Source organism: Chitinophaga sp. CF118 (genome assembly GCF_900112615.1).
GTDB lineage: Bacteria > Bacteroidota > Bacteroidia > Chitinophagales > Chitinophagaceae > Chitinophaga.
The window spans coordinates 1,863,104-1,883,232 of record NZ_FOMK01000001.1; the positions used below are offsets into that span (position 1 = coordinate 1,863,104).

At 42.6% G+C, this 20,129-nt stretch carries 16 protein-coding genes; 5 read left to right on the forward strand and 11 right to left on the reverse strand.

Annotated features, from left to right (window positions below; genetic code table 11):
* Positions 1-2 precede the first annotated feature (2 nt).
* The gene (gene ftsH, locus BM176_RS07285; protein WP_090101089.1) at positions 3-2,027 is read right to left on the reverse strand and encodes an ATP-dependent zinc metalloprotease FtsH; all 2,025 of its coding nucleotides are present in this window, start codon (positions 2,025-2,027) and stop codon (positions 3-5) included.
* Positions 2,028-2,070: 43 nt separating this feature from the next.
* A complete protein-coding gene (gene rsfS / locus BM176_RS07290; protein ID WP_255373459.1) occupies positions 2,071-2,430 on the reverse strand; it encodes a ribosome silencing factor in 360 nt (119 codons plus the stop codon).
* 255 nt (positions 2,431-2,685) lie between these two features.
* Between rsfS and BM176_RS07295 the strand changes: the two genes are divergently transcribed.
* Both BM176_RS07295 and BM176_RS07300 read left to right on the forward strand, forming a co-directional pair.
* Positions 2,686-3,465, forward strand: a complete 780-nt coding sequence (locus BM176_RS07295) for a biotin--[acetyl-CoA-carboxylase] ligase (protein ID WP_255373460.1) — start codon at positions 2,686-2,688, stop codon at positions 3,463-3,465.
* Between the two features lie 521 nt (positions 3,466-3,986).
* Positions 3,987-4,928: a helix-turn-helix domain-containing protein gene (locus tag BM176_RS07300; protein ID WP_090101093.1), complete on the forward strand. Its 942-nt coding sequence runs from the start codon at positions 3,987-3,989 to the stop codon at positions 4,926-4,928.
* A 271-nt stretch (positions 4,929-5,199) separates the two neighbouring features.
* Here the strand turns inward: BM176_RS07300 and BM176_RS07305 are convergent, their stop codons facing one another.
* From BM176_RS07305 to BM176_RS07320, 4 genes are all read right to left on the reverse strand, one after another.
* Positions 5,200-5,532, reverse strand: coding sequence for a translation initiation factor (locus BM176_RS07305; protein WP_090101094.1), 333 nt, complete (start codon positions 5,530-5,532; stop codon positions 5,200-5,202).
* Positions 5,533-5,542: 10 nt separating this feature from the next.
* A complete protein-coding gene (locus BM176_RS07310; RefSeq protein WP_177230325.1) occupies positions 5,543-6,427 on the reverse strand; it encodes a diacylglycerol/lipid kinase family protein in 885 nt (294 codons plus the stop codon).
* Between the two features lie 23 nt (positions 6,428-6,450).
* Positions 6,451-7,296, reverse strand: coding sequence for a carboxylating nicotinate-nucleotide diphosphorylase (gene nadC, locus BM176_RS07315; RefSeq protein ID WP_090101098.1), 846 nt, complete (start codon positions 7,294-7,296; stop codon positions 6,451-6,453).
* A 124-nt stretch (positions 7,297-7,420) separates the two neighbouring features.
* On the reverse strand, positions 7,421-7,840 hold the full coding sequence (locus BM176_RS07320; protein ID WP_177230326.1) for a DUF4783 domain-containing protein: 420 nt from the start codon (positions 7,838-7,840) through the stop codon (positions 7,421-7,423).
* 281 nt (positions 7,841-8,121) lie between these two features.
* Here BM176_RS07320 and gpmI point away from each other — a divergent pair, with 281 nt between their 5' ends.
* The 3 genes from gpmI to uvrC all read left to right on the forward strand — a co-directional run bounded on the left by gpmI (position 8,122) and on the right by uvrC (position 12,272).
* The gene (gpmI, locus tag BM176_RS07325; RefSeq protein WP_090101737.1) at positions 8,122-9,645 is read left to right on the forward strand and encodes a 2,3-bisphosphoglycerate-independent phosphoglycerate mutase; all 1,524 of its coding nucleotides are present in this window, start codon (positions 8,122-8,124) and stop codon (positions 9,643-9,645) included.
* 234 nt (positions 9,646-9,879) lie between these two features.
* Positions 9,880-10,455, forward strand: coding sequence for a hypothetical protein (locus tag BM176_RS07330; protein ID WP_090101102.1), 576 nt, complete (start codon positions 9,880-9,882; stop codon positions 10,453-10,455).
* A gap of 8 nt (positions 10,456-10,463) precedes the next feature.
* Positions 10,464-12,272, forward strand: a complete 1,809-nt coding sequence (gene uvrC / locus BM176_RS07335) for an excinuclease ABC subunit UvrC (RefSeq protein ID WP_090101103.1) — start codon at positions 10,464-10,466, stop codon at positions 12,270-12,272.
* A gap of 302 nt (positions 12,273-12,574) precedes the next feature.
* On the opposite strand, the gene gldN is transcribed toward uvrC, so the two are convergent.
* The 5 genes from gldN to BM176_RS07360 all read right to left on the reverse strand — a co-directional run bounded on the left by gldN (position 12,575) and on the right by BM176_RS07360 (position 20,009).
* On the reverse strand, positions 12,575-13,600 hold the full coding sequence (gene gldN, locus BM176_RS07340; protein WP_090101105.1) for a type IX secretion system ring subunit PorN/GldN: 1,026 nt from the start codon (positions 13,598-13,600) through the stop codon (positions 12,575-12,577).
* Positions 13,601-13,611: 11 nt separating this feature from the next.
* On the reverse strand, positions 13,612-15,150 hold the full coding sequence (gene gldM, locus BM176_RS07345) for a type IX secretion system motor protein PorM/GldM (RefSeq protein WP_090101107.1): 1,539 nt from the start codon (positions 15,148-15,150) through the stop codon (positions 13,612-13,614).
* A gap of 59 nt (positions 15,151-15,209) precedes the next feature.
* Positions 15,210-15,959, reverse strand: a complete 750-nt coding sequence (gldL, locus tag BM176_RS07350) for a type IX secretion system motor protein PorL/GldL (protein WP_090101109.1) — start codon at positions 15,957-15,959, stop codon at positions 15,210-15,212.
* 249 nt (positions 15,960-16,208) lie between these two features.
* Entirely contained in the window at positions 16,209-17,489 is a 1,281-nt protein-coding gene (locus BM176_RS07355; protein WP_090101739.1) for a T9SS ring complex lipoprotein PorK/GldK, read from the reverse strand.
* A gap of 477 nt (positions 17,490-17,966) precedes the next feature.
* The gene (locus tag BM176_RS07360) at positions 17,967-20,009 is read right to left on the reverse strand and encodes a thioredoxin domain-containing protein (RefSeq protein WP_090101110.1); all 2,043 of its coding nucleotides are present in this window, start codon (positions 20,007-20,009) and stop codon (positions 17,967-17,969) included.
* Between the last annotated feature and the right edge of the window lie 120 nt (positions 20,010-20,129).

Sequence of the window (20,129 nt, forward strand, 5' to 3'; positions counted from 1 at the left end):
GCTTACGCATTAGCGGGTGAAGGCGATGGATTGATGATATCCGAAGGATGTACACCATCAGTGCCCAGGCTTTCATTCGCCCTCTGATGTTCACGGTGAACATCCCAAGGACGTTTACCGATCAGTCTTTCCAGATCTGCCTGGTACAACACTTCTTTCTTCAACAATTCCTGTGCAAGTATTTTCACCTGGTCCAGCTTTTCTGTAAGCAGGTTTTTTGTTCTTATATAAGCCTTGTTGATCAGTAAACGAACTTCTTCGTCTATCAGTTTAGAAGTTTCCTCAGAGTAAGGTTTTGTAAATGCCTGATCACTGTTTGGATCATAAAAAGATACATTACCTACTTTATCGTTCATACCATATACAGTTACCATTGCATAAGCCATACGGGTGATTACCTGTAAGTCATTCTGCGCACCGGTAGATACTTTGCCAAATACCAGGTCTTCTACTGCACGGCCACCGAGAGTCATACAGATATCATCCAATAACTGCTCAGTATTGTAGAGATACTGTTCTTTAGGAAGATACTGTGCATATCCCAGAGCAGCAACACCACGTGGTACAATTGTAACTTTTACCAGTGGATTAGCATGTTCCAGGTGCCATCCGCAGATAGCATGACCAGCTTCATGATAAGCTATCACTTCTTTCTCTTCAGGAGAAATGATTTTGTTCTTCTTTTCCAAACCACCAATCACACGATCAATCGCATCATTGAAGTCATCCATCTCCACTTCCGTTTTGCCTTTACGTGCAGCAATCAATGCCGCTTCATTACATACATTGGCAATATCTGCTCCTGCAAATCCAGGTGTCATGGAAGCGAGCTTCTTAACGTCCAGAATCGGAGAAGTTTTAATTGGTTTCAGATGCACCTCAAAAATGGTTTCTCTTCCAGCCAGATCCGGTTTATCAATGGAGATCTGACGGTCAAAACGACCTGGACGCAGTAATGCACTGTCTAATACATCTGGACGGTTAGTTGCTGCCAGGATGATGATACCGCTATCTGTACCGAAACCATCCATTTCCACCAGTAACTGGTTCAGGGTGTTTTCACGTTCGTCATTGCTCATCATCACATTCTTACCCCTTGCACGGCCTATCGCATCAATTTCATCGATAAAGATGATACATGGAGCTTTTTCACGAGCCTGCTTGAAGAGGTCACGTACACGGCTTGCACCCACACCTACGAAAAGTTCCACAAAGTCAGAACCTGACATAGAGAAGAAGGGCACCTGCGCCTCTCCAGCCATTGCTTTGGCCAGTAAGGTTTTACCGGTACCCGGAGGGCCTACCAGCAAAGCACCTTTAGGGATTTTACCTCCCAGGGCCGTATATTTCTTTGGATTTTTCAGGAAATCTACTATTTCCATGACTTCCACTTTCGCTTCATCCAGACCGGCCACATCGCTGAACGTGATATTCACGCGGGTGCCCTTGTCAAATAATGTTGCTTTGGATTTGCCGATATTAAAGATGCCTCCAGGACCACCACTGCCACCGGCAGGACCACCCATTTTACGCATCAGTAATACCCACAGACCAATTAGTAATACTAACGGCAACAGCAGCTGAATGAATGGCTCAAACCATCCTTGTCTGTCTTCGTAGATCACCTTTACCTGGTCTTCCAGTGGTGTGTTAGCCTGAGCTTTGTCCATATCTGCTTTAAAGCTTTCCTCACTGCCTATACTGAAACGGAAATGCGGACCGGCATTTGGCGCGCCAAAACGGCCCTTTGCCACTTTATCAAATTTGGGCTCGTTCAGCCGCTCTTTCTTAATGTAAACCTCTACAGCCTTTTTATTCACCACCACGAGTTTATCTACATCTCCTGGCTTCAGGTAATCGAGTTGAAATTCCTGAAAACTTAGCTCTTTAGGCTGGGCTCCGAAATTAAAAAAGTTCATAGCCAGCAGGGCAACCCCTATAAAGGCATATACCCAGTATATATTGAACTTTGGTCCTTTCTTTGGCGATTTGTCTGACCCCTTGGTGAAGTTGTTGCCTCTTTCCATAATCTTACGCTCCTTTACGGATGTCGGTAATAGTTAAAAGTTATTAGTTATTCTCATTATGCTCCATTCGTTCTGCATCACTCCACATGTCTTCCAGGCTGTAAAACTGCCTGGTTTCGGGTTGGAATACATGCACTACAACATTCACATAATCTACAAGTATCCATTGTTGTGCGGTAAATCCTTCGTGTTTGTAAGGTTCCTCTCCCAAGTGCTCCTGTACCTGGTGCTCTACGTAGTCTGCTATAGCCCTAACCTGTGTATTGGAATTGGCCTCACATATAACAAAGAAATCAGCCACAGCTTCAGGAATCTGGCGCAGATCCAGGGAAACAATATTCTCTCCTTTTTTATCCTGGATAGCCTTGATGATGATGGAAAAAATCTCGCTTTCTCTACTCAAGCGCGTTGACGCTTTTTTTCTCGTACTCAGAACGGTTAAGGGTGCCAATAAAATCTCTTTTGGTTAAAAATAAACTTTAATTGTCAAAATTACTAAACAAGCGGCAAATAAACACCGGAATATACTATTGTTACAATACGCTCCAATACCCTTCCAATATTGAAGTTAAAGCCTGGTAACCATGCATTTGATGCCTCCTGCCTATTGTAATACCGATGACTGCTTTATGTTAAGGAAAAGATAAAATGATTTACTTTGCTTTTTTCAAAATATTTCAGAAAAGAATTCCCTGTGATCGGACAGCCATTTTACATTTTAGACAAAGTAGACAGCACCAATAACTATGCCATGGAGCAGGTCAATACCGGAACAATAACTTCCGGTACAGCCTGGTTCGCTATGGAACAAACAGCGGGAAAAGGGCAACGTGGTAAACAATGGCTCTCTCCGCCGGGTGAAAACATTATGTTGACCATCGCCCTGCAACCCGGAATGCTGCCACTTTCCAGACAATTTATGCTAAGCGTGGCAGTAGCCCTGGCAGCATACGATTGCTTCAAAAAGTATGCTGGTGATGAAACCGGTATCAAGTGGAGTAACGATATTTACTGGCGTGACAGAAAGGCAGGGGGTATCCTGATAGAAAATGTTCTGCGTGGCAATACATGGCAATATGCCATTGTTGGTATCGGATTGAACATCAATCAGACTACCTTTCCGGACCACCTGCCAAACCCTGTATCTCTGCGTCAGATAACAGGTAAAACCTGGGATGCCGTGGCATTGGCGAAAGAATTATGCACCTGCCTGCAGGAACGTATCCTGACACTACATCCGTCAAATTATACCAGCATGCTCAACACCTACAAAAGCCTGCTGTTCCGCTTCGAACAACCCGGCCTTTATCGTATGAATGGAGAATACTTTGAAGGAATTATCAGGAACGTACTGCCAGACGGACGCTTATGCCTGGAAAAAGATGGAATATTACTTGAATTGAACTTCGGAGAAATTGAATTTGTTATCACAAAGTAGAATATTTGTCAGCGTAGTAGAGGCTTATGCCTGGTAAAAGTCCAAAAGTGGGACATCTGTCCGGTTTTAAGATAGCCGAACAGATGTTTCCGGACTTATTTCAATAGTAACCGGGACCATAACAGAGGAGGACAGACCTGGAATTCAATAAAAGGGGAAGGAATAGAGAACGGATTACATGTTGTCATTACACTAAATATAGGTTTGGTAAATAGAAACATGTAATCCGTATATAATCTTGTATAGCTGCTATGCAGATAGTTGGTTTTATAGTTGATAAGCAGTTCATCAAAAAGCCTGTGATGAAAACAAGATTTTGGTTGATAAAGGTGAACTCAATTTGTGAAATCTTTGTTAATTTATCAAATTTAAAAATGCAACATTGATACAAATGGTGAATTGGCAGGCATATTTTGCTCATCTGTCGTCCGCCTACCATCTGTATATATTTATATCCGCACATCATTAAACCGAGAGTATAAGTAACAACTTAGCCCGGCTTTTTTACTAACTTTAACCGTATGGCCACCAATAATAATCGCAAAACTATTCAACGTGTGGGGCTGAAAAACATTGGTAACAATCTGCTTCAGGTAGCCGTAGAGGCTCCTGCTTCACCAAAAGTACCAGCCAAAAGTAGTTTTGCTGTACATTCACGTGCAACTAATCCCTGTAAAGAATATATCTCTGCCAGCAGACGTGATTATTACAAGATCTCCCTTATTACTAAAGGCCACGGAACCTTCACGTTAGGAGAACGTGAATATAAAATAACAGCGCCTACGCTGATCTTCATCAATCAGCTGGAAGTAAAAACCTGGCAGCCTGAAGGCCCACAGGACGGATACTATTGCATGTTTACAGAACATCTGTTCGAAATGCAGCGACACTACCGGGATGAGATCCTACATTATCCACTCTTCCAGATTGGGGCCAATGCAGCTCTGAAGTTAACAGAGGAGCAATGCCTTTATCTTCAGCAAATCTTTCAGCAACTAATGAAAGAACATAGTGACACATCCGCTTACAGACAGGAAGCAATTGTCATCTATCTGCAGTTACTCCTGCTGGAAGCTAAAAGGATTGGGGCGCCTGAAAATGATCATCAGCGTTCCTTAACCACCGCACAGTTACTGGCAGAACGGTTTACTGATGCACTGGAAAAACAGTTCCCCATCGCTTCAGAACAGGAACAGGTGCAGTTGAAAACCGCAGGTGAGTTCGCTCAGATGTTGAATGTACACCCTAATCACCTGAATGCTACCATTAAACGGGTAACTGGTCATACCACCAGCGAACATATCCGGCAAAGGATTCTGCTGGAGGCCAAACTCCTTTTACGGCATACTGACTGGCACATTGCAGCCATTGCCTGGTGCCTGGGTTTTGAGGAACCGGCTAATTTTACACATTTCTTTAAAAGCCAGACAGGGCATTCTCCGCACATTTTTCGTACACTATAAAAAGAAAGAGGGCTTACATCATCTTATATTTATATGATGGATATTTATTAAAGGACTACTCCCTTATTTGCGCAACTTCAGGATGCTTATGCACATCTATAGATGTGCTGATAAAGTGCGATTGCGAATGATCCATAAATACATCTGCCGTGATGATCAGGTGAAGTATAATCAATGAACCAATCTTTAATCTTATTCTAAAGTTAAATTAAGAACCTAAACAGGCAGATGTAGTGTATTTATGATCATTCACAATCCGGCATAAATTAATTTACTTCGCTTTATACCCCCATTCCTGCAACCACTTTATTATCTTATCCTTATAATCGCCCTGTATTAATATCTGCCCGTCTTTAGCACTACCACCTGTCCCACATTTTGTTTTCAATTCTTTTCCCAGTTTTTCAAGATCATCCGCCTTACCAATAAAACCATCTATCAATGTCACTACTTTTCCCGCACGTTTTTTAGTATCCAGCTTCACCCTTAACTGCTGATGTGAATTACCTAATGTATCTGTTTCTTCAGGCTCGGGACTATCAGTAGAATAATCAGGATTCGTTGAATATACAATGCCACCGGAATTACCTTTTTTCTTGGACATAGAAATTACTTTAAAATCGATTAACAATCACCTGCAATGCAGCAGGCGCTATACGGAAATTTACCTTTCCCCCGTCGCTCAACGGCACGGCATCACCATCTACCTGTAAATGTGCCAGCTCAGGGCTTGTCACAGTTATATTCTTCCCTTTGTAATGCTGCATATAACGCGTCTTATCTATTGTTCCTCTCAGCGAATAAAAGCCAATAGGCAGCAATCCGTAAAATGGAACAGGAGGTACCAGGCATACATCCAGATCACCGTCAAACACATTGGCATTCGGTGCCAGTTTAAACTCATAGCCAAACTGGTTCCCATTTGCTACGGTGAACAGGAAAGCCTGCTTTTCCATTTTTTGCCCATCAATATCGATCTGGTATAAGGGTCCTTTATACTTATTAAAACTTCCGATTACCAGTTTTGCATATCCCATTAGCCCTCTCTTCTGGGTATGCCTGAACTTATCGGCAATCAGTGCATCAAAGCCAACTCCTGCATTACTCAGGAACAAATGCTCATTCGCATATCCAACATCCATCGGACGGCGTCTACCATCTGCAATCAGTTCAAGAGCATAAGGCACCTTCATTGGTATTTTAAGTGCCCTTGCCAGGCCGTTCCCACTCCCCAGCGGGATAATGGCCAGTGCAGTATCAGTGCCTACCAGCCCCTGTGCAATTTCATTAATTGATCCGTCACCACCAACAGCCACTACCGTATCCACTCCCTGCTCTACCGCTTCCCTGGCAAGCACAGTGCCATGTCCCAGGTATGCTAAATGGGTGATCTCGACCGAGAATGCCTTGGGAGTTAAATATCGCCTGATAACTCCTTCCAGGCGTTTCTCTCTGTCTGTACCGGCTTTCCGGTTGATGATGAATAATATCTTTCTCAACGTTAGGGATTTCTTGTTAATAACTAAATAGCTTTTAGGCTCAGATCCAGGCTTACCGCATGGTGAATAACAGCTCCGACAGATACATAATCCACTCCTGTTTTTGCATATGCTTCCAACGTATCCAGATTAATACCTCCGGATGCTTCCGTTTCATAACGCCCGTCAATCAATGCAAGTGCTTCACTGAGCTGGGAAGGAGTGAAGTTGTCCAGCATTATCCGGTTGATCTGCCCCACAGCCAGCACCTCCTTCACATCTTCCAGGTTACGCATCTCTACTTCTATCTGCAAGGGTAAATTTTGTGATTGCAGGTAAGCCACTGTTTTATTCACAGCAGCAGTAATACCACCTGCAAAATCAATATGATTATCTTTCAGCATCACCATATCATACAATCCCATCCGATGGTTTACACCCCCTCCAATCCGGACCGCTTCCTTTTCCAGTAAACGAAAATTAGGAGTGGTCTTGCGGGTATCCAGCAAACGGGTATGATATCCTTTCAGTTTCTCTGTGTACTGATGTGTAAGTGTGGCAATCCCGCTCATTCGTTGCATACAGTTAAGCACTAACCGTTCTCCCATCAGTAAGGTATGTACGAAGGCTTCCACTTCAAATGCCACTTCTCCCGCTTTCATCACTTCTCCATCCTTTTTAAACGGCTCAAATATCGTAGAGGCATCCAGCTGCCGGAATATTTTCTCCGCTACTTCCATTCCGGCTAAAATCCCATTCTCTTTGATCATCAGGCGTGCCCTTCCTTTTGCTGTAGATGGGATACAGGCAAGTGTAGAATGATCTCCGCTACCAATATCCTCTGCCAGGGCGTTTTGTATAAGATTTGTAAGTGCTGATTCCTGTAACATACTACCGGTTTAAAATAACGAAAGTAACTTAAGTTCTGATTTACTGTATGAAGAATAGGTTATCTAAAATAAAAAAAGTCCGGAAGTTCCGGACTTTCAAAATATTGTTGTTAGCACGTTACTACTATTTGTTTTCAAAACGTAATTCATTCAGCACCATTGAACCACCCTTCTTCTGTAGAAAGAAAGAGGTACGAAAAGCCCCACCGGTAGTACCCATATTCCCAATTCCAAAACGGGAGCCACCACCACCTTCACCCTGGTGAATCAGTTCAAATGATTTTACCTGGTTCTTTGCAAAAAAATCTTTCAGGATAATCTCTGCCTGTGACTTGCTATATGAATTTGATTTGCCGGAAATATTAATTTCAACCGTATTATCTAGATAACGGGATAATCCGCTGACATCTCCTTGTTTAATTGAACTTACTACATCCTCAAATGGGCCTGCAGCAGTGGTTTTCATAGTAGCTGCCGACAGTGTAAATGCAGTAATAATGCCTCCAAACAACACCACCCCCAGCACATACATTAACTTTTTCATCGTCAGTATTTTATTAAGTAGTAAAGTTTTCATCATTAGAAGTGAAATGGGCTAAAACTATGCCAAAGTGCGGATTAGTATTTAAAATACAATCATCGTTGTATTGCACAGGCATTAATTAATGCAAATATATTAATATATAATTTTACAATAAAACCTAACTGAAATAAAAGTTCTCTCTGCATTTTAAATCCAGTATGTTTTTTGCTCCCATTTCAATAAGTTTGAGCCCGGAAGTAAGATTTACTTTCAGTCACTTCATAAAAATCTCAACCGGATATATGGAAAAGAAAAGAGCCATTCTCGTTATCATGGATGGATGGGGACAAGGACAGGTTCCTGCCGCAGATGCAATAGCACATTCAAAGACACCTTTTGTTAGCAGCCTGTATGGCAAATACCCACACAGTACACTCGTTACCTGCGGCGAACAGGTAGGCTTACCAGAAGGACAAATGGGTAATTCAGAAGTAGGACACCTCAATCTTGGAGCCGGTCGTATCGTATACCAGGAATTGCAGCGTATTAATGTAGCTGTCCGTTCAGGGGAACTGGCTGCAAATCCTGTATTGCAGGCTACCTTTAGCTATGTCAAAGAGAACGACAAGGCACTCCACCTGCTAGGACTGGTAAGTGATGGTGGTGTACACTCTCACATCAGCCACCTGAAAGCACTGACGCAGATAGCAAAGGAAAAAGGCATCACTAAAGTATTTATCCATGCCTTCACAGATGGACGTGATACCGATCCTAAAGGCGGACTGGAATATATGACAGATCTCGTTGAACATCTAAAACAAACCACTGGTGAAGTGGCCAGCGTTACAGGACGTTATTATGCAATGGACCGTGATAAACGCTGGGAACGTGTGAAGCTGGCTTATGATGCACTGGTACATGGTACCGGTACCCCTACACATGATGTTATCACTGCTATAAAAGCATCTTATGCAGAAGGTGTGACGGACGAGTTCATCAAACCGATTGTTGTTACCAATGAACAGCAGCAACCTATCGCTACTATCCAGAATGGGGATGCAGTACTGTGTTTCAACTTCCGCACAGATCGTTGCCGTGAAATTACGCAGGTACTTACCCAGCAGGCTTTCCCTGATTTTGGTATGCAGCCGCTGCAATTGAACTATACCACCATGACCGAGTATGATAAAACATACAAAGGCGTGCATGTGATCTTTGAGAACGATAATCTGGATAATACGCTGGGAGCGATACTGGAAGCAAATGACCGCACCCAGATCCGTATTGCAGAAACAGAGAAATATCCACACGTAACCTTCTTCTTTTCTGGCGGACGGGAAAAAGAATATGTGGGTGAACGCCGGTTAATTATCGCTTCTCCGAAAGTAGCTACTTATGACATGAAGCCGGAAATGAGTGCATTCGAAATCACAGATGCCATCGTTCCGGAAATAGAAAGTAAGTCGGCTGATTTCATCTGCCTCAACTTTGCAAATGCTGACATGGTAGGCCATACAGGCATCTGGGAAGCCGCTATCAAAGCGGTGGAAACAGTAGACACCTGCGTTTCCAGAGTAGTAACTGCGGCCCTGGAAAATGACTATACCGTGTTCCTGACAGCAGACCATGGCAATGCAGATTACATGATAAATAATGATGGTACTCCTAATACAGCTCACACTCTGAATCTGGTTCCCTACTTTGTTATAAGTAATGATTATAAGGGGACATTAAAACCAGGTAAACTGGGTGACGTTGCGCCTACAATCCTTACTATCATGGGCCTTCCTATCCCAAAGGAAATGACAGGAACCGTACTGATATAATAAAGTATATGTTATAAAAAAAGCTGTCCCGGCCTACCAGGACAGCTTTTTTTATAACATACAAGGAAGGTTTACACTTTATATTCTTCTTTCACTGTAACTATTACCTCAGTTCTTTCGTTTAACCTTTTTTTAGTGCTCTCGACAGATTTGCTCATGCATCAGATGCGCCGTTTTTACGGCGCATTATTTTTATCACAGAATGCATTACCTATTCTTCCCTAACTTTGCCAGATGGATGATCGTTTCTCTTGGATATTACCCATGGCAATCTTTGCCCTCACTTCCTGTGGCACCGGAGCTAATCAGCAGCAAACACCAGTCACCAGTTACAGGGATTTAAAAGGATACTTTAAGCAGGAACTTGCTTTTATCAGTCAGCATAAACCAGTACTTTATAAAACGGTTACCCTTAATAATCAGCGGGATAGTGTTACCATTAATGCCCCCGATTCGGCGCAATTACAAAATCTGCTGCAACCTTTCCTGGAAATAGATCTTAACAAACCTTCACTCAGGGATGCATACGATACCATCTCACTGGCAGATCAGTTTACCGGTAAACGTTCTCTCCTGTACAAAGCCAGGAATAAGATCACCCTTCCACAGGAGGTAATATTGAATATCAATAATACCCAGCAGATAGAAAATGTACAGCTTAATAAACATGTGCTGAATCTCATATATGAGTATCAGCAACATTTGGAGTACCAGCATAACAAACACATCCGTATCACCACCTGGCAGAAGATTGCATTTCTGCCATCTAAAGAACTGGATGTAAAAATTTTGCTCAGGTCTAATAACTGATCTAAAAAATGACAGCAGCAGAGTTTCAACTAATATCACATACCATACCCCTTCAAGCGGGTATCTATAAATACTACAATGAAAAGAATGAAATCTTATATGTAGGTAAAGCTAAAAGCCTGCGTAAAAGAGTAAGCTCTTATTTTGTAAAAAACCATGACAATTATAAAACACGTAAACTCGTTGAAACTATTCATCACATCGAGTTTACAATCGTAAACTCCGAACAGGATGCTTTTCTGCTGGAAAATTCCCTGATCAAACAGTTTCAGCCAAGATTCAATATAGATCTCAAAGATGATAAAACGTATCCTTATATAGTTATCAAACATGAATCCTTTCCACGGGTATTTCTTACACGTAACATCATAAAAGATGGCTCTGAATACCTGGGCCCCTTTACTTCCGTAGGGCGTGTCAGAGAATTGCTGGATATGATCCGTTATAACATTCCTTTGCGCACCTGCAATCTCAACCTTTCACCACAGAATGTGAACAAAGGCAAGTATAAAGTATGCCTGGAATACCATCTCGGTAATTGCAAAGGACCATGTGAAGGCCTGGAAACAGAAGAGGAATACCGTGAAGGATTGCAACAGGTAAAAAACATCTTAAGAGGAAATCTTACCCCCGTATTACAACAGTTCCGCGCACAGATGCAAGCGCATGCACTGAATATGGAATTCGAAAAAGCAGAAATACTGCGTAAGAAAATTGAGAGCCTGAATGCCTATCAGTCGAAGTCTGCCATAGTAAATACCCGTGTAGGAAATGTAGATGTGTTCTCCATCATTAGTGAAGGCAACCACGCTTATGTCAATTATTTACGTGTACTGAACGGGACTATTGCCGATACAAAAACAGTCACGCTGGAGAAAAAACTGGAGGAGGAGAACGAAGAAGTACTTACTTATGCTGTAGGGTATCTCCGTGATGCGTTTAATAGTCTGGCACCGGAAATAGTAGTCCCTTTTGACATGGAATATCCGGAACAGCAGATCACGATAACTGTTCCCAAAGGTGGCGATAAAAAGAAACTGCTGGAACTCTCAGAAAAAAATGTAAACTACTTTAAAGAGGAACTCTATAAAAGAAAGATTCTTCATCTGGAAGGTAAAACTGATATGGAGAAGAAGAAGGTGCTGTATCAGTTGCAGGCCGATCTTGAACTGCAACAATTACCAGTACATATTGAGTGTTTCGATAACTCCAACTTCCAGGGTAGTTATCCCGTTTCAGCCTGCGTAGTATTTAAAGACGGTATTGCATCCAGGAAAGACTACCGGCACTTCAATATTAAAACAGTAGTGGGTATTAATGACTTTGCCTCCATGAAGGAGGTGGTTTTCCGCCGCTACAGGCGATTGCTGGAAGAAAATCAACCGCTTCCCCAGCTGGTGATCATAGATGGAGGTAAAGGGCAGTTGGGATCAGCTATGGAGAGTATCCGGGAACTAGACCTGATAGGGAGTATGACAGTTGTGGGGTTGGCGAAGAATGAAGAAGAAATATTTTTCCCTGGAGATAAAGACAGTATCAAGTTGCCATATGATAGTGAAAGTCTCAAACTGATCCGCCGTGTGCGGGATGAAGTGCACCGTTTCGGGATCACCTTTCACCGGCAGAAGCGAAGTAAAGGCACGTTTAAAAATGAACTGGAGGAGATTAAGGGAATTGGGGAAAATACAGCTACACAACTGTTAAAAACATTCCGTTCCGTGAATAAGATCAAACAGCTGTCGGAAGAAGAGCTGGTTAAAGAAATAGGGAATGCCAAGGCCAAGCTGGTATATCAGCATTTTCACAACAAGGAATAAATCTCCCTTTACACATCCGGAGATAAGAGGAAGCATTACCAGTTCAACACCGGGCGCTACCGATAAAGCGTGATTTGTATTGGTCAGTAAATACCCCTTATCTGCCGTGATGCTTAGGTGAAGCATCATCAGGGATTCAATCTCTAATCTTATCCTAAAGCCAAATTAATAAACCAAACAGGCAGATACAGTGTATTTACTGATTAATATAAATAAAAACAACTCTCTCCGGTATAAATAAAGACGCCTTGCAGATGATCTGCAAGGCGTCTTTATTTATACTTTTATTTTATACGGTCAGATTAGTACTGCCACATATCCTGTTCTTTATTAAAGACTTTGTCTTTGATCGACTGGCCTTCCAGCAGACGCATGGTACCATCTTTAATATAATCCTTGATCTCACGGTTATATGTGTTATTCTCCTTGATAACGAAACTGGAGAAAAAGCGCATTTCGAAAAGATCTTCCCAGCTCATAGTAGCGGCATCATTATTCTGGTTGTATACATCGTATTTAGCCAGGATAGGACGCATATCAGGATAATATACCCAGAACAAAGGAATAGCGGCACGGAAAGAACCATCTTCGTTCATACGTGATACCATAGGAGCAATACCCAGGATACGTACTTTCAGAGCAGATGCTTCTTTATCGAACACCCAGATTTCCTTGATCTTGTACTGTACAACAGTGCGGGGATCAAATTCATCACGGGTAGTTACCATTTTCTCTTCTCCTGTTACAGGGTCGATACTACGCACGGTTTTTTCTTCACCGCTTAATTTCGTCTGGATTTCAGAGTAGGCAAGAGGAGTAGTAAAGCGGTCGTCGATAGGACTGAATGCTTCTACTTCTTTATTCTTCACTGAATTGATCAGGATATTTATGAACAGCTGGTTTACACCAGATTCATCCTCAATATTATACTGAAAAGGAAGGTTCATCTTTTCACGGATATCTATTACCTGCCAGATCTTTTTCTCCCAGAACTCATCGTCTGAGCGAATGTGATCGTAGGCAATGGGAATACGGTCCTTGATGAAGTTCTTTTCAGATATTCCATCGGTACGCAACGATTTGCGAGGCGTATCTACAGGGATACCTACACCATCCGGGCGCTGTGATTGTGCTGGAGGTGGGGGAGGCGGTGTAACGCTGTTACCTGTGGCAGGATTTACCAGCGAAGCATCCTGAGTTGCAGGTGCATCTGGAGCTTTCGCAGTATTCCGGCGTGTTGTACGACGTTGCGCATGGGTCTGAGTTGCCAGTAATACTACCAGCATCAGGGAACACCAACCAATTCTGTTGAGGATGACTGCTCGCATAAAAAATAATATTAGTTAATCTTGAAATTGATATTACTCATATCTCTAACCCTTCCATCCGGACCTTTCACACGTACGTTATCAAAGTACACCTGATCTCCTGGTCTCAGTGAACGGATAGCACCCATTACACTGTTAGGGAAATAAGCGGAGTTGGCTTCACCTTCAACATAATCCTTTCCTTTAGCGTCGATACCGATACGGTAGCTAACTACCTCATATCTTACACCATCAAAAAGGAAGTCTTCCAGGTCTGCACGTAAACCACCCTGTACTTTAAATTCCGCAGCTTTCATTGAAGGACCTCTGCTCATACCCACTTTCAGGATAGGGTCAGGAATGTACTTGATACGAAATTCTTTAGCGCCAAGTGTTTTTACTTTACCATCCAGATCTGCACTAACACTGATAGTTGCTTTACCTGGGCTGGATACAACTACTGAATATTGACCGGCTCCTGTTTTAGTCATTTTACCAGCAGAAATACCGGCAGAAACTTTTTCAGCAGGAACACCACCCGCAGATACGGAGATGGGATTCTGTAAACCGATGTACAGTACGTTCATCTTATCAGCAGAGATAGAAGTTGTTGAAGCTCCTACACTATAAGTTTCGCTGAAAGGATAACTTTCTGCTTCACCGTTTGGCTTTTTCAGTGTAACAGTACCAGAGATGGTCTTTTCACCGATACCTGAAACAGGCATTGTGTAAGTACCTAATCCTTCAGTAGCTGTAACGGAAGAACCGTTTACCACGATCTCAGGATTAACAGTGCTGCTGTAAGCACCCACTGCTATGCTGGCTGTTAAAGTCTGACCTTCCATCAGATTCTTTGAATTCAAAGAAACGAATGGTCTGATCTTGTCAAACTTAAAGTCATTTACACTGATCTGAGCTAACAGATCATCAATAATCAGTGACTCAGAGTTCTTGATGTCATTCTGGAATTTACTCAGAATGGTTACCGCTGCAATGGTTGGTACCATGTTAAAGTGATATTGAGTCCAGGTCTTGTTTTTAGGACCGTGCTCATCACCATTCGATTTACCAATTACTACATGCAGAGGTAATGTTTTTTCAAAGGTTGCTTTTGCTTTAGGATCAACGTAAGTCAGCAACTTAGCGCGAAGTTCTGTTAAACGTTTTTCCAGTTCAGGACCCTGTTTGCGGTTCTCCATTACACGGGTAGGAGCATCCAGGTTATCCTTACTTTTTACATCACCAAACTCGTTACGTCCACCACTTTCTCTGATAATTGTTTCTTTCAGCGTGTCGAGATAAACATACATTTCAGCAGAGAGCTTCTTTACCTGATCAGCCTTCTCTTTAAAAGGCGCAGCTTTCGCCGCATCTGCCGCCATTTGTTTTTCGAACTGCGCGTAAGTAATATTATTCTTATCGGTAATTGAACCGTTCGAAGTTATGATTGAGTTATTTACAATATTAAATGCGTTCAATATTTCAGCAGAGACGTTCAATGCCAGCATGGCCGTCAAGACCAGGTACATGATATTGATCATCTTCTGTCTGGGATCCTTAGGTAGTGCCATAGTTTGTTCTCAGATTTGAATGATTGTCTGTTTTTACATCAAAAACTATCAGCGTTACCTTATCTGGCGCTGTGCATAGCACTGAGCATGTTTCCGTAAACGGTGTTCAGGCTTGTCAGGTTTTGTGCCAGTTTAGAAATTTGATCCTGTGTTTTGCGCGCATCATCGACACTGCTAGTCATCGCCTGAGAAACAGTCAACAGATTTCCGTAGAAATTGTTCATTGCTTTCAGATGATTGTTAGTGTCTTGCAACTCTAATTCATAAATAGCATTCAGGGAAGCCAGATTTTTGGTCATACCCTGCATCTGCTCATGAAAGTTTCTTGTTGATTCAGAAGCACTGCTAAAAGAAGATACAGCAGCAGCAGCAGTAGTGTAAGCATGAGCTACGTTACCGATAGCGCTGGCAGCTTCTCTTGTTTTCTGTGTGTAGTCGCCGGTTGCAGCAACAACATCACTGATATCTCTCATTTTGTCTACTGTAGTACCTAATTTCTGAAAGTTCTCGCTTAGACGTTGCAGGCTTACAGGAGTAATGTCAGCTTGTTCCAGCATTTTGTCAAGGCCAGCTAAAGCAGGACTACCACCGGAAACAACAGTTACCTGTCCTTCACCGTGCTCTCCACCGCTATCCGGTACAAATGCATAAACAAAGAAGATAAGAGCTTCAGTACTTAAACCCACGATCAGGGCGATATCCGCGCCTGGCCAGTGTTGAAGTTTAAATAGCGCTCCGATAATTACTACAGACGCCGCAATACAAACAAAGAAATTCAGCCATTTCGATGTAGTAGGATTCATAGCCATAGGTCAAAATTTACTAGTTAAAGTGTTAAAGGTTAAATTGTTATGGAATAGTTCTTGCTCAACGATGAATTGCAGTTTAAGCTCAATGTACATCATACGGTCTCTCATCTTAACAATTTTATTATTTGTTAGATATCCACATGCCCGTCCCAAAGGCATTCCGGGAAACTATCCCTGGCACTTCGATCCTTCTGGCTGTTTTCTTACTCATCTTAATCCGTAATGGCTGTTACTTTCTTCTTCGTATACTTATCTGTGACCGAAATCATTCTTAGATCTGCTCAGGAAGGCAATCGTACATCTGAAACCGATATATGACTTAGCACTATCCTGGTATTCGTAAGACCGGGTACCTGTCTGAAGGAAATATCCTATATCTTTCCAGGAACCACCTCTTACTGATTTACGTTTCATTTTTGGAGCCGCATCATCTGGTATATCCATACGCAGATATGGATTCATATCAGAGGTAAAAGAATATGCATTTTCATAAAAGATATCCTGTGTCCACTCAGCAACGTTACCAGACATGTTGTACAAACCATAATCATTAGGCCAGTAAGCATCAGCCCTTACTGTGTAGAAACCACCATCTTCAGGATAGTTACCACGGCCAGGTTTAAAGTTAGCCAGCAAACAGCCTTTCTTATTTCTTATGTAATAACCACCCCATGGATAAGGAGTTTGTTCTCTGCCACCACGTGCTGCGTATTCCCATTGTGCTTCAGAAGGCAATTGGAATTTATCTTCTGTGAACAGGTTCTTAGACATACGGTAGTCTTCCCAGAACTTACTGCGCCACTCAGCAAAAGCATTTGCCTGATGCCAGGTTACACCTACTACAGGGTAATTGTCAAATGCCGGATGCCAGAAGTACATTCTCGTCATTGGCTCATTATAAGCGTAGGAGAAGTCTCTGATCCAACACAGTGTGTCCGGATAGATAGCTACATCCTTCTTTACAATGAACGTAGAACGTTTCTTACTAGCGTTCTCACGCTTCTTAGCTTGTTCCCAGTTGAAAGTTTCTGAATGATAAACCAGTTTATGCACATCAAATTCCTTCCGGCCGTATAAACGGTCTTCCGGTGCATAGGTCATACCTTCCAGTTTCTCTATGGTGGATTTATCCTTGTAATTAATCTTCTTCTTCCAGTCAATCACATCCTGCCCACCATCACTCTTAACATCGCCCAGTAAAATGTGAGCAATAGAATCTGTAACCCATTGAACAAACTGACGGTACTCATTGTTCGTTATTTCTGTAGCATCCATATAGAAACCAGAAATAGAAACAGATTTGTTACGTGCAGTGTACGCATAGTTCAAATCCTCATCGCTAGGCCCCATGTGAAAAGTACCCGAGGGCACATAAACCATTCCATAAGGTACAGGCGGGAAATACTTCGGTCTGGGACTAACTCCAATGAGTTGTCCTTGTGCATTTTTGGGGGTTTTACTACCACCGCAGCTGGCGAGCAGGCTAACCAGCAATACTGCTAACAGACCACTTGATAAATTAAGCTTCATAAGGGTAGCTTTCATTGAAAATCATTTATTTCGTAGGCGACATAGCTTTATTGGCCAGAATAACGCTATGGGTGTCGCTTTGTTTCTAAAAATGGCCGAAGGTCTTTCCGGACTGCCCGGTCTGACGGATAACCAACCAGCCATTCACACAAGCGCTCTAAAGCTTTAACTAATTATAACTTCAGAAATTACCGGTTATTTTACTCGTTGGTTTACTTAAAATATCATTCCCTATAGTTCAGGTGTTAATAATTCAAGTCAGCACGCTCCCTCAATTCACCTGCTCTGTTTTTACCTAAGATAACAAATGTAACGATTAATTTTAATCCGTAGTTAGTTTTCATCCAACTTTTTCATCTCCGAATGGAGAACCGTAACAATTAAATTAAACGTGCTTTTTAACATTTTATTATATCTTATTAGAATCATTTTTTTATGTTCTGCCAGTCAGATATGGTCATGCAAGATACATAATAATTATATTAAATTAAAAATTTCCTCTATATCACTTACCGGCTTAATACAATGGTAATCTTCACAAACATATATCCAGGTTCCTCCAGGTTGCTCCCGCTGCTCAAGCAAGGGGATTCCCTGCTTATCCTTTTCCGCTCCCAGCAACACTTTGAAGGGGACATAATGCCTGTTTACACCCTCCATTTTTGACCGGTAATCTGCTCCTACCACCGCGATCTCTTTCACACCCTTTACCCCTTGTAACATCAAGCCGGCCCATATACCAAACGAAGTAGGATATCTTACCACCGTTTGTGACTGTTCAAAGATCATTCTCATCGCCCGCTCCCCCCATTCACCTCTGTCATAAACGATAGAAAGGTACCAGAGGTTTGAAGCCATAACAACATTACCACTAGGGGTGGCACCATCATACACTTCCTTTTTCCGTACAATAACGTCCCCTTGCCCCGCTTCAGTATAATAAAAAAATAAATTTGTTTCATCCGAGAAGTTTTGCAGCACAAATGAGGTCATTTCTTCTGCTTTTTCCATCCAGCGGAACTCACCGGTCACTTCCTGTAATACTATTAAGGCACGTATTAAATAGGCATAATCGTCAAGAAACGCCGGATATTTAGCTTTTCCGGCTTTAAATGTATGATATAATCCCTGTTTATCAACCTGTTGCAGATTTTCGAGGCAGAAATTAGCTGCCTTCACTGCCATTTCCCGGTATGCTTCCACTCCAAGGGCGGCATATGCCCTGCAACACGAATGGATCATCAGGGCATTCCACCCCAGCAGAATCTTGTCATCCAGTCCCGGACGGATCCGCAAATCCCTCACAGCCATCAGCTTTTCCCGGCAAGAAGCAAGCTTACTACGTAACACATTCTCATCCAGCCCATTAGTTATTGCAAAAGCCGGAAGCGGTTGGGTGATCCACAAAATATTCTGCTCTTCCCAGTTTCCCTCATCGGTTACATCATAAAATTGACAGAAAACGGCGGAGTCTGCTCCTAATATATTATCTACTTCTTCCTTGCTCCATGTATAGAACTTTCCTTCCACTCCTTCAGAATCTGCATCCAATGCTGCATAAAAAGCACCTCCGGCGTCTGTGAGCTCCCTTTGTACAAAACCCAGTGTTTCCTGGATGGTTTGTGCATAAGTGGCATCGCCGGTAAGTTGGTAAGCTTCACATAACACATCCGTCAGTAACGCATTGTCATACAGCATCTTCTCAAAATGTGGGGCCAGCCAATGAGCATCAGTGCTGTAACGTGCAAACCCGCCTCCTAACTGATCATAGATCCCGCCCTGCAACATTTTATCCAGAGAAAGCAGAGCCTGCTCTAATGCGCCAGGCACTTTAAAACTGTGATGATACCGTAACAGATATTGTATAATAAAGGTGCCGGGGAACTTGGGGGCGTTACCAAATCCACCCCAGGTCTTATCGGCCTGCTGCATAATGTTCTGATATACAGTATCACATTGCTCCCTGGTAAATAATTCGTGATGCGGTATTTGCAGAAAAGGGGCGGCATTGGATCCAAACCGGGAAGACTGGGCAAGATGCTCAGTCATATTATCTGCCTGTGTTTCAATATCTTCCCTGCGCTCTTTGAATGCCTGGGACAATGCCAGCAATACATCCTTCCATGACGGACGGTTATAAGCTTTTACGGGGGGGAAATAGGTACCTCCGTAAAATGCATGTTTTCCCGGCGTCAGGAACACATTCAGTGGCCAGCCACCGGAACCCGTCATTGCCTGTACAGCATCCATGTATATATGGTCAAGGTCCGGACGCTCTTCCCTGTCTATCTTAATATTGATGAAATTTTCGTTCATGATACGGGCAGTTTCTGAATCTTCGAAACTCTCCCGCTCCATTACATGACACCAGTGGCAGGCGGCATAACCAATGCTCACCAGTATAGGCTTATCTTCCGATACGGCTCTCTGAAGTGCTTCGTCCCCCCATGGATACCAATCTACCGGGTTATGCGCATGCTGCATAAGGTAAGGACTGGTTTCATTCGCTAGTCTGTTCACAGTTATGGTTGTTAGGTCGTTGTAACGCTTTGTTTATCAAATATAAGAAGGGACAGCTAATGCTGTCCCCCTTAAATGAGTTATTTTATATTCTTCCGGATTATTTTTTGATGATCAGCG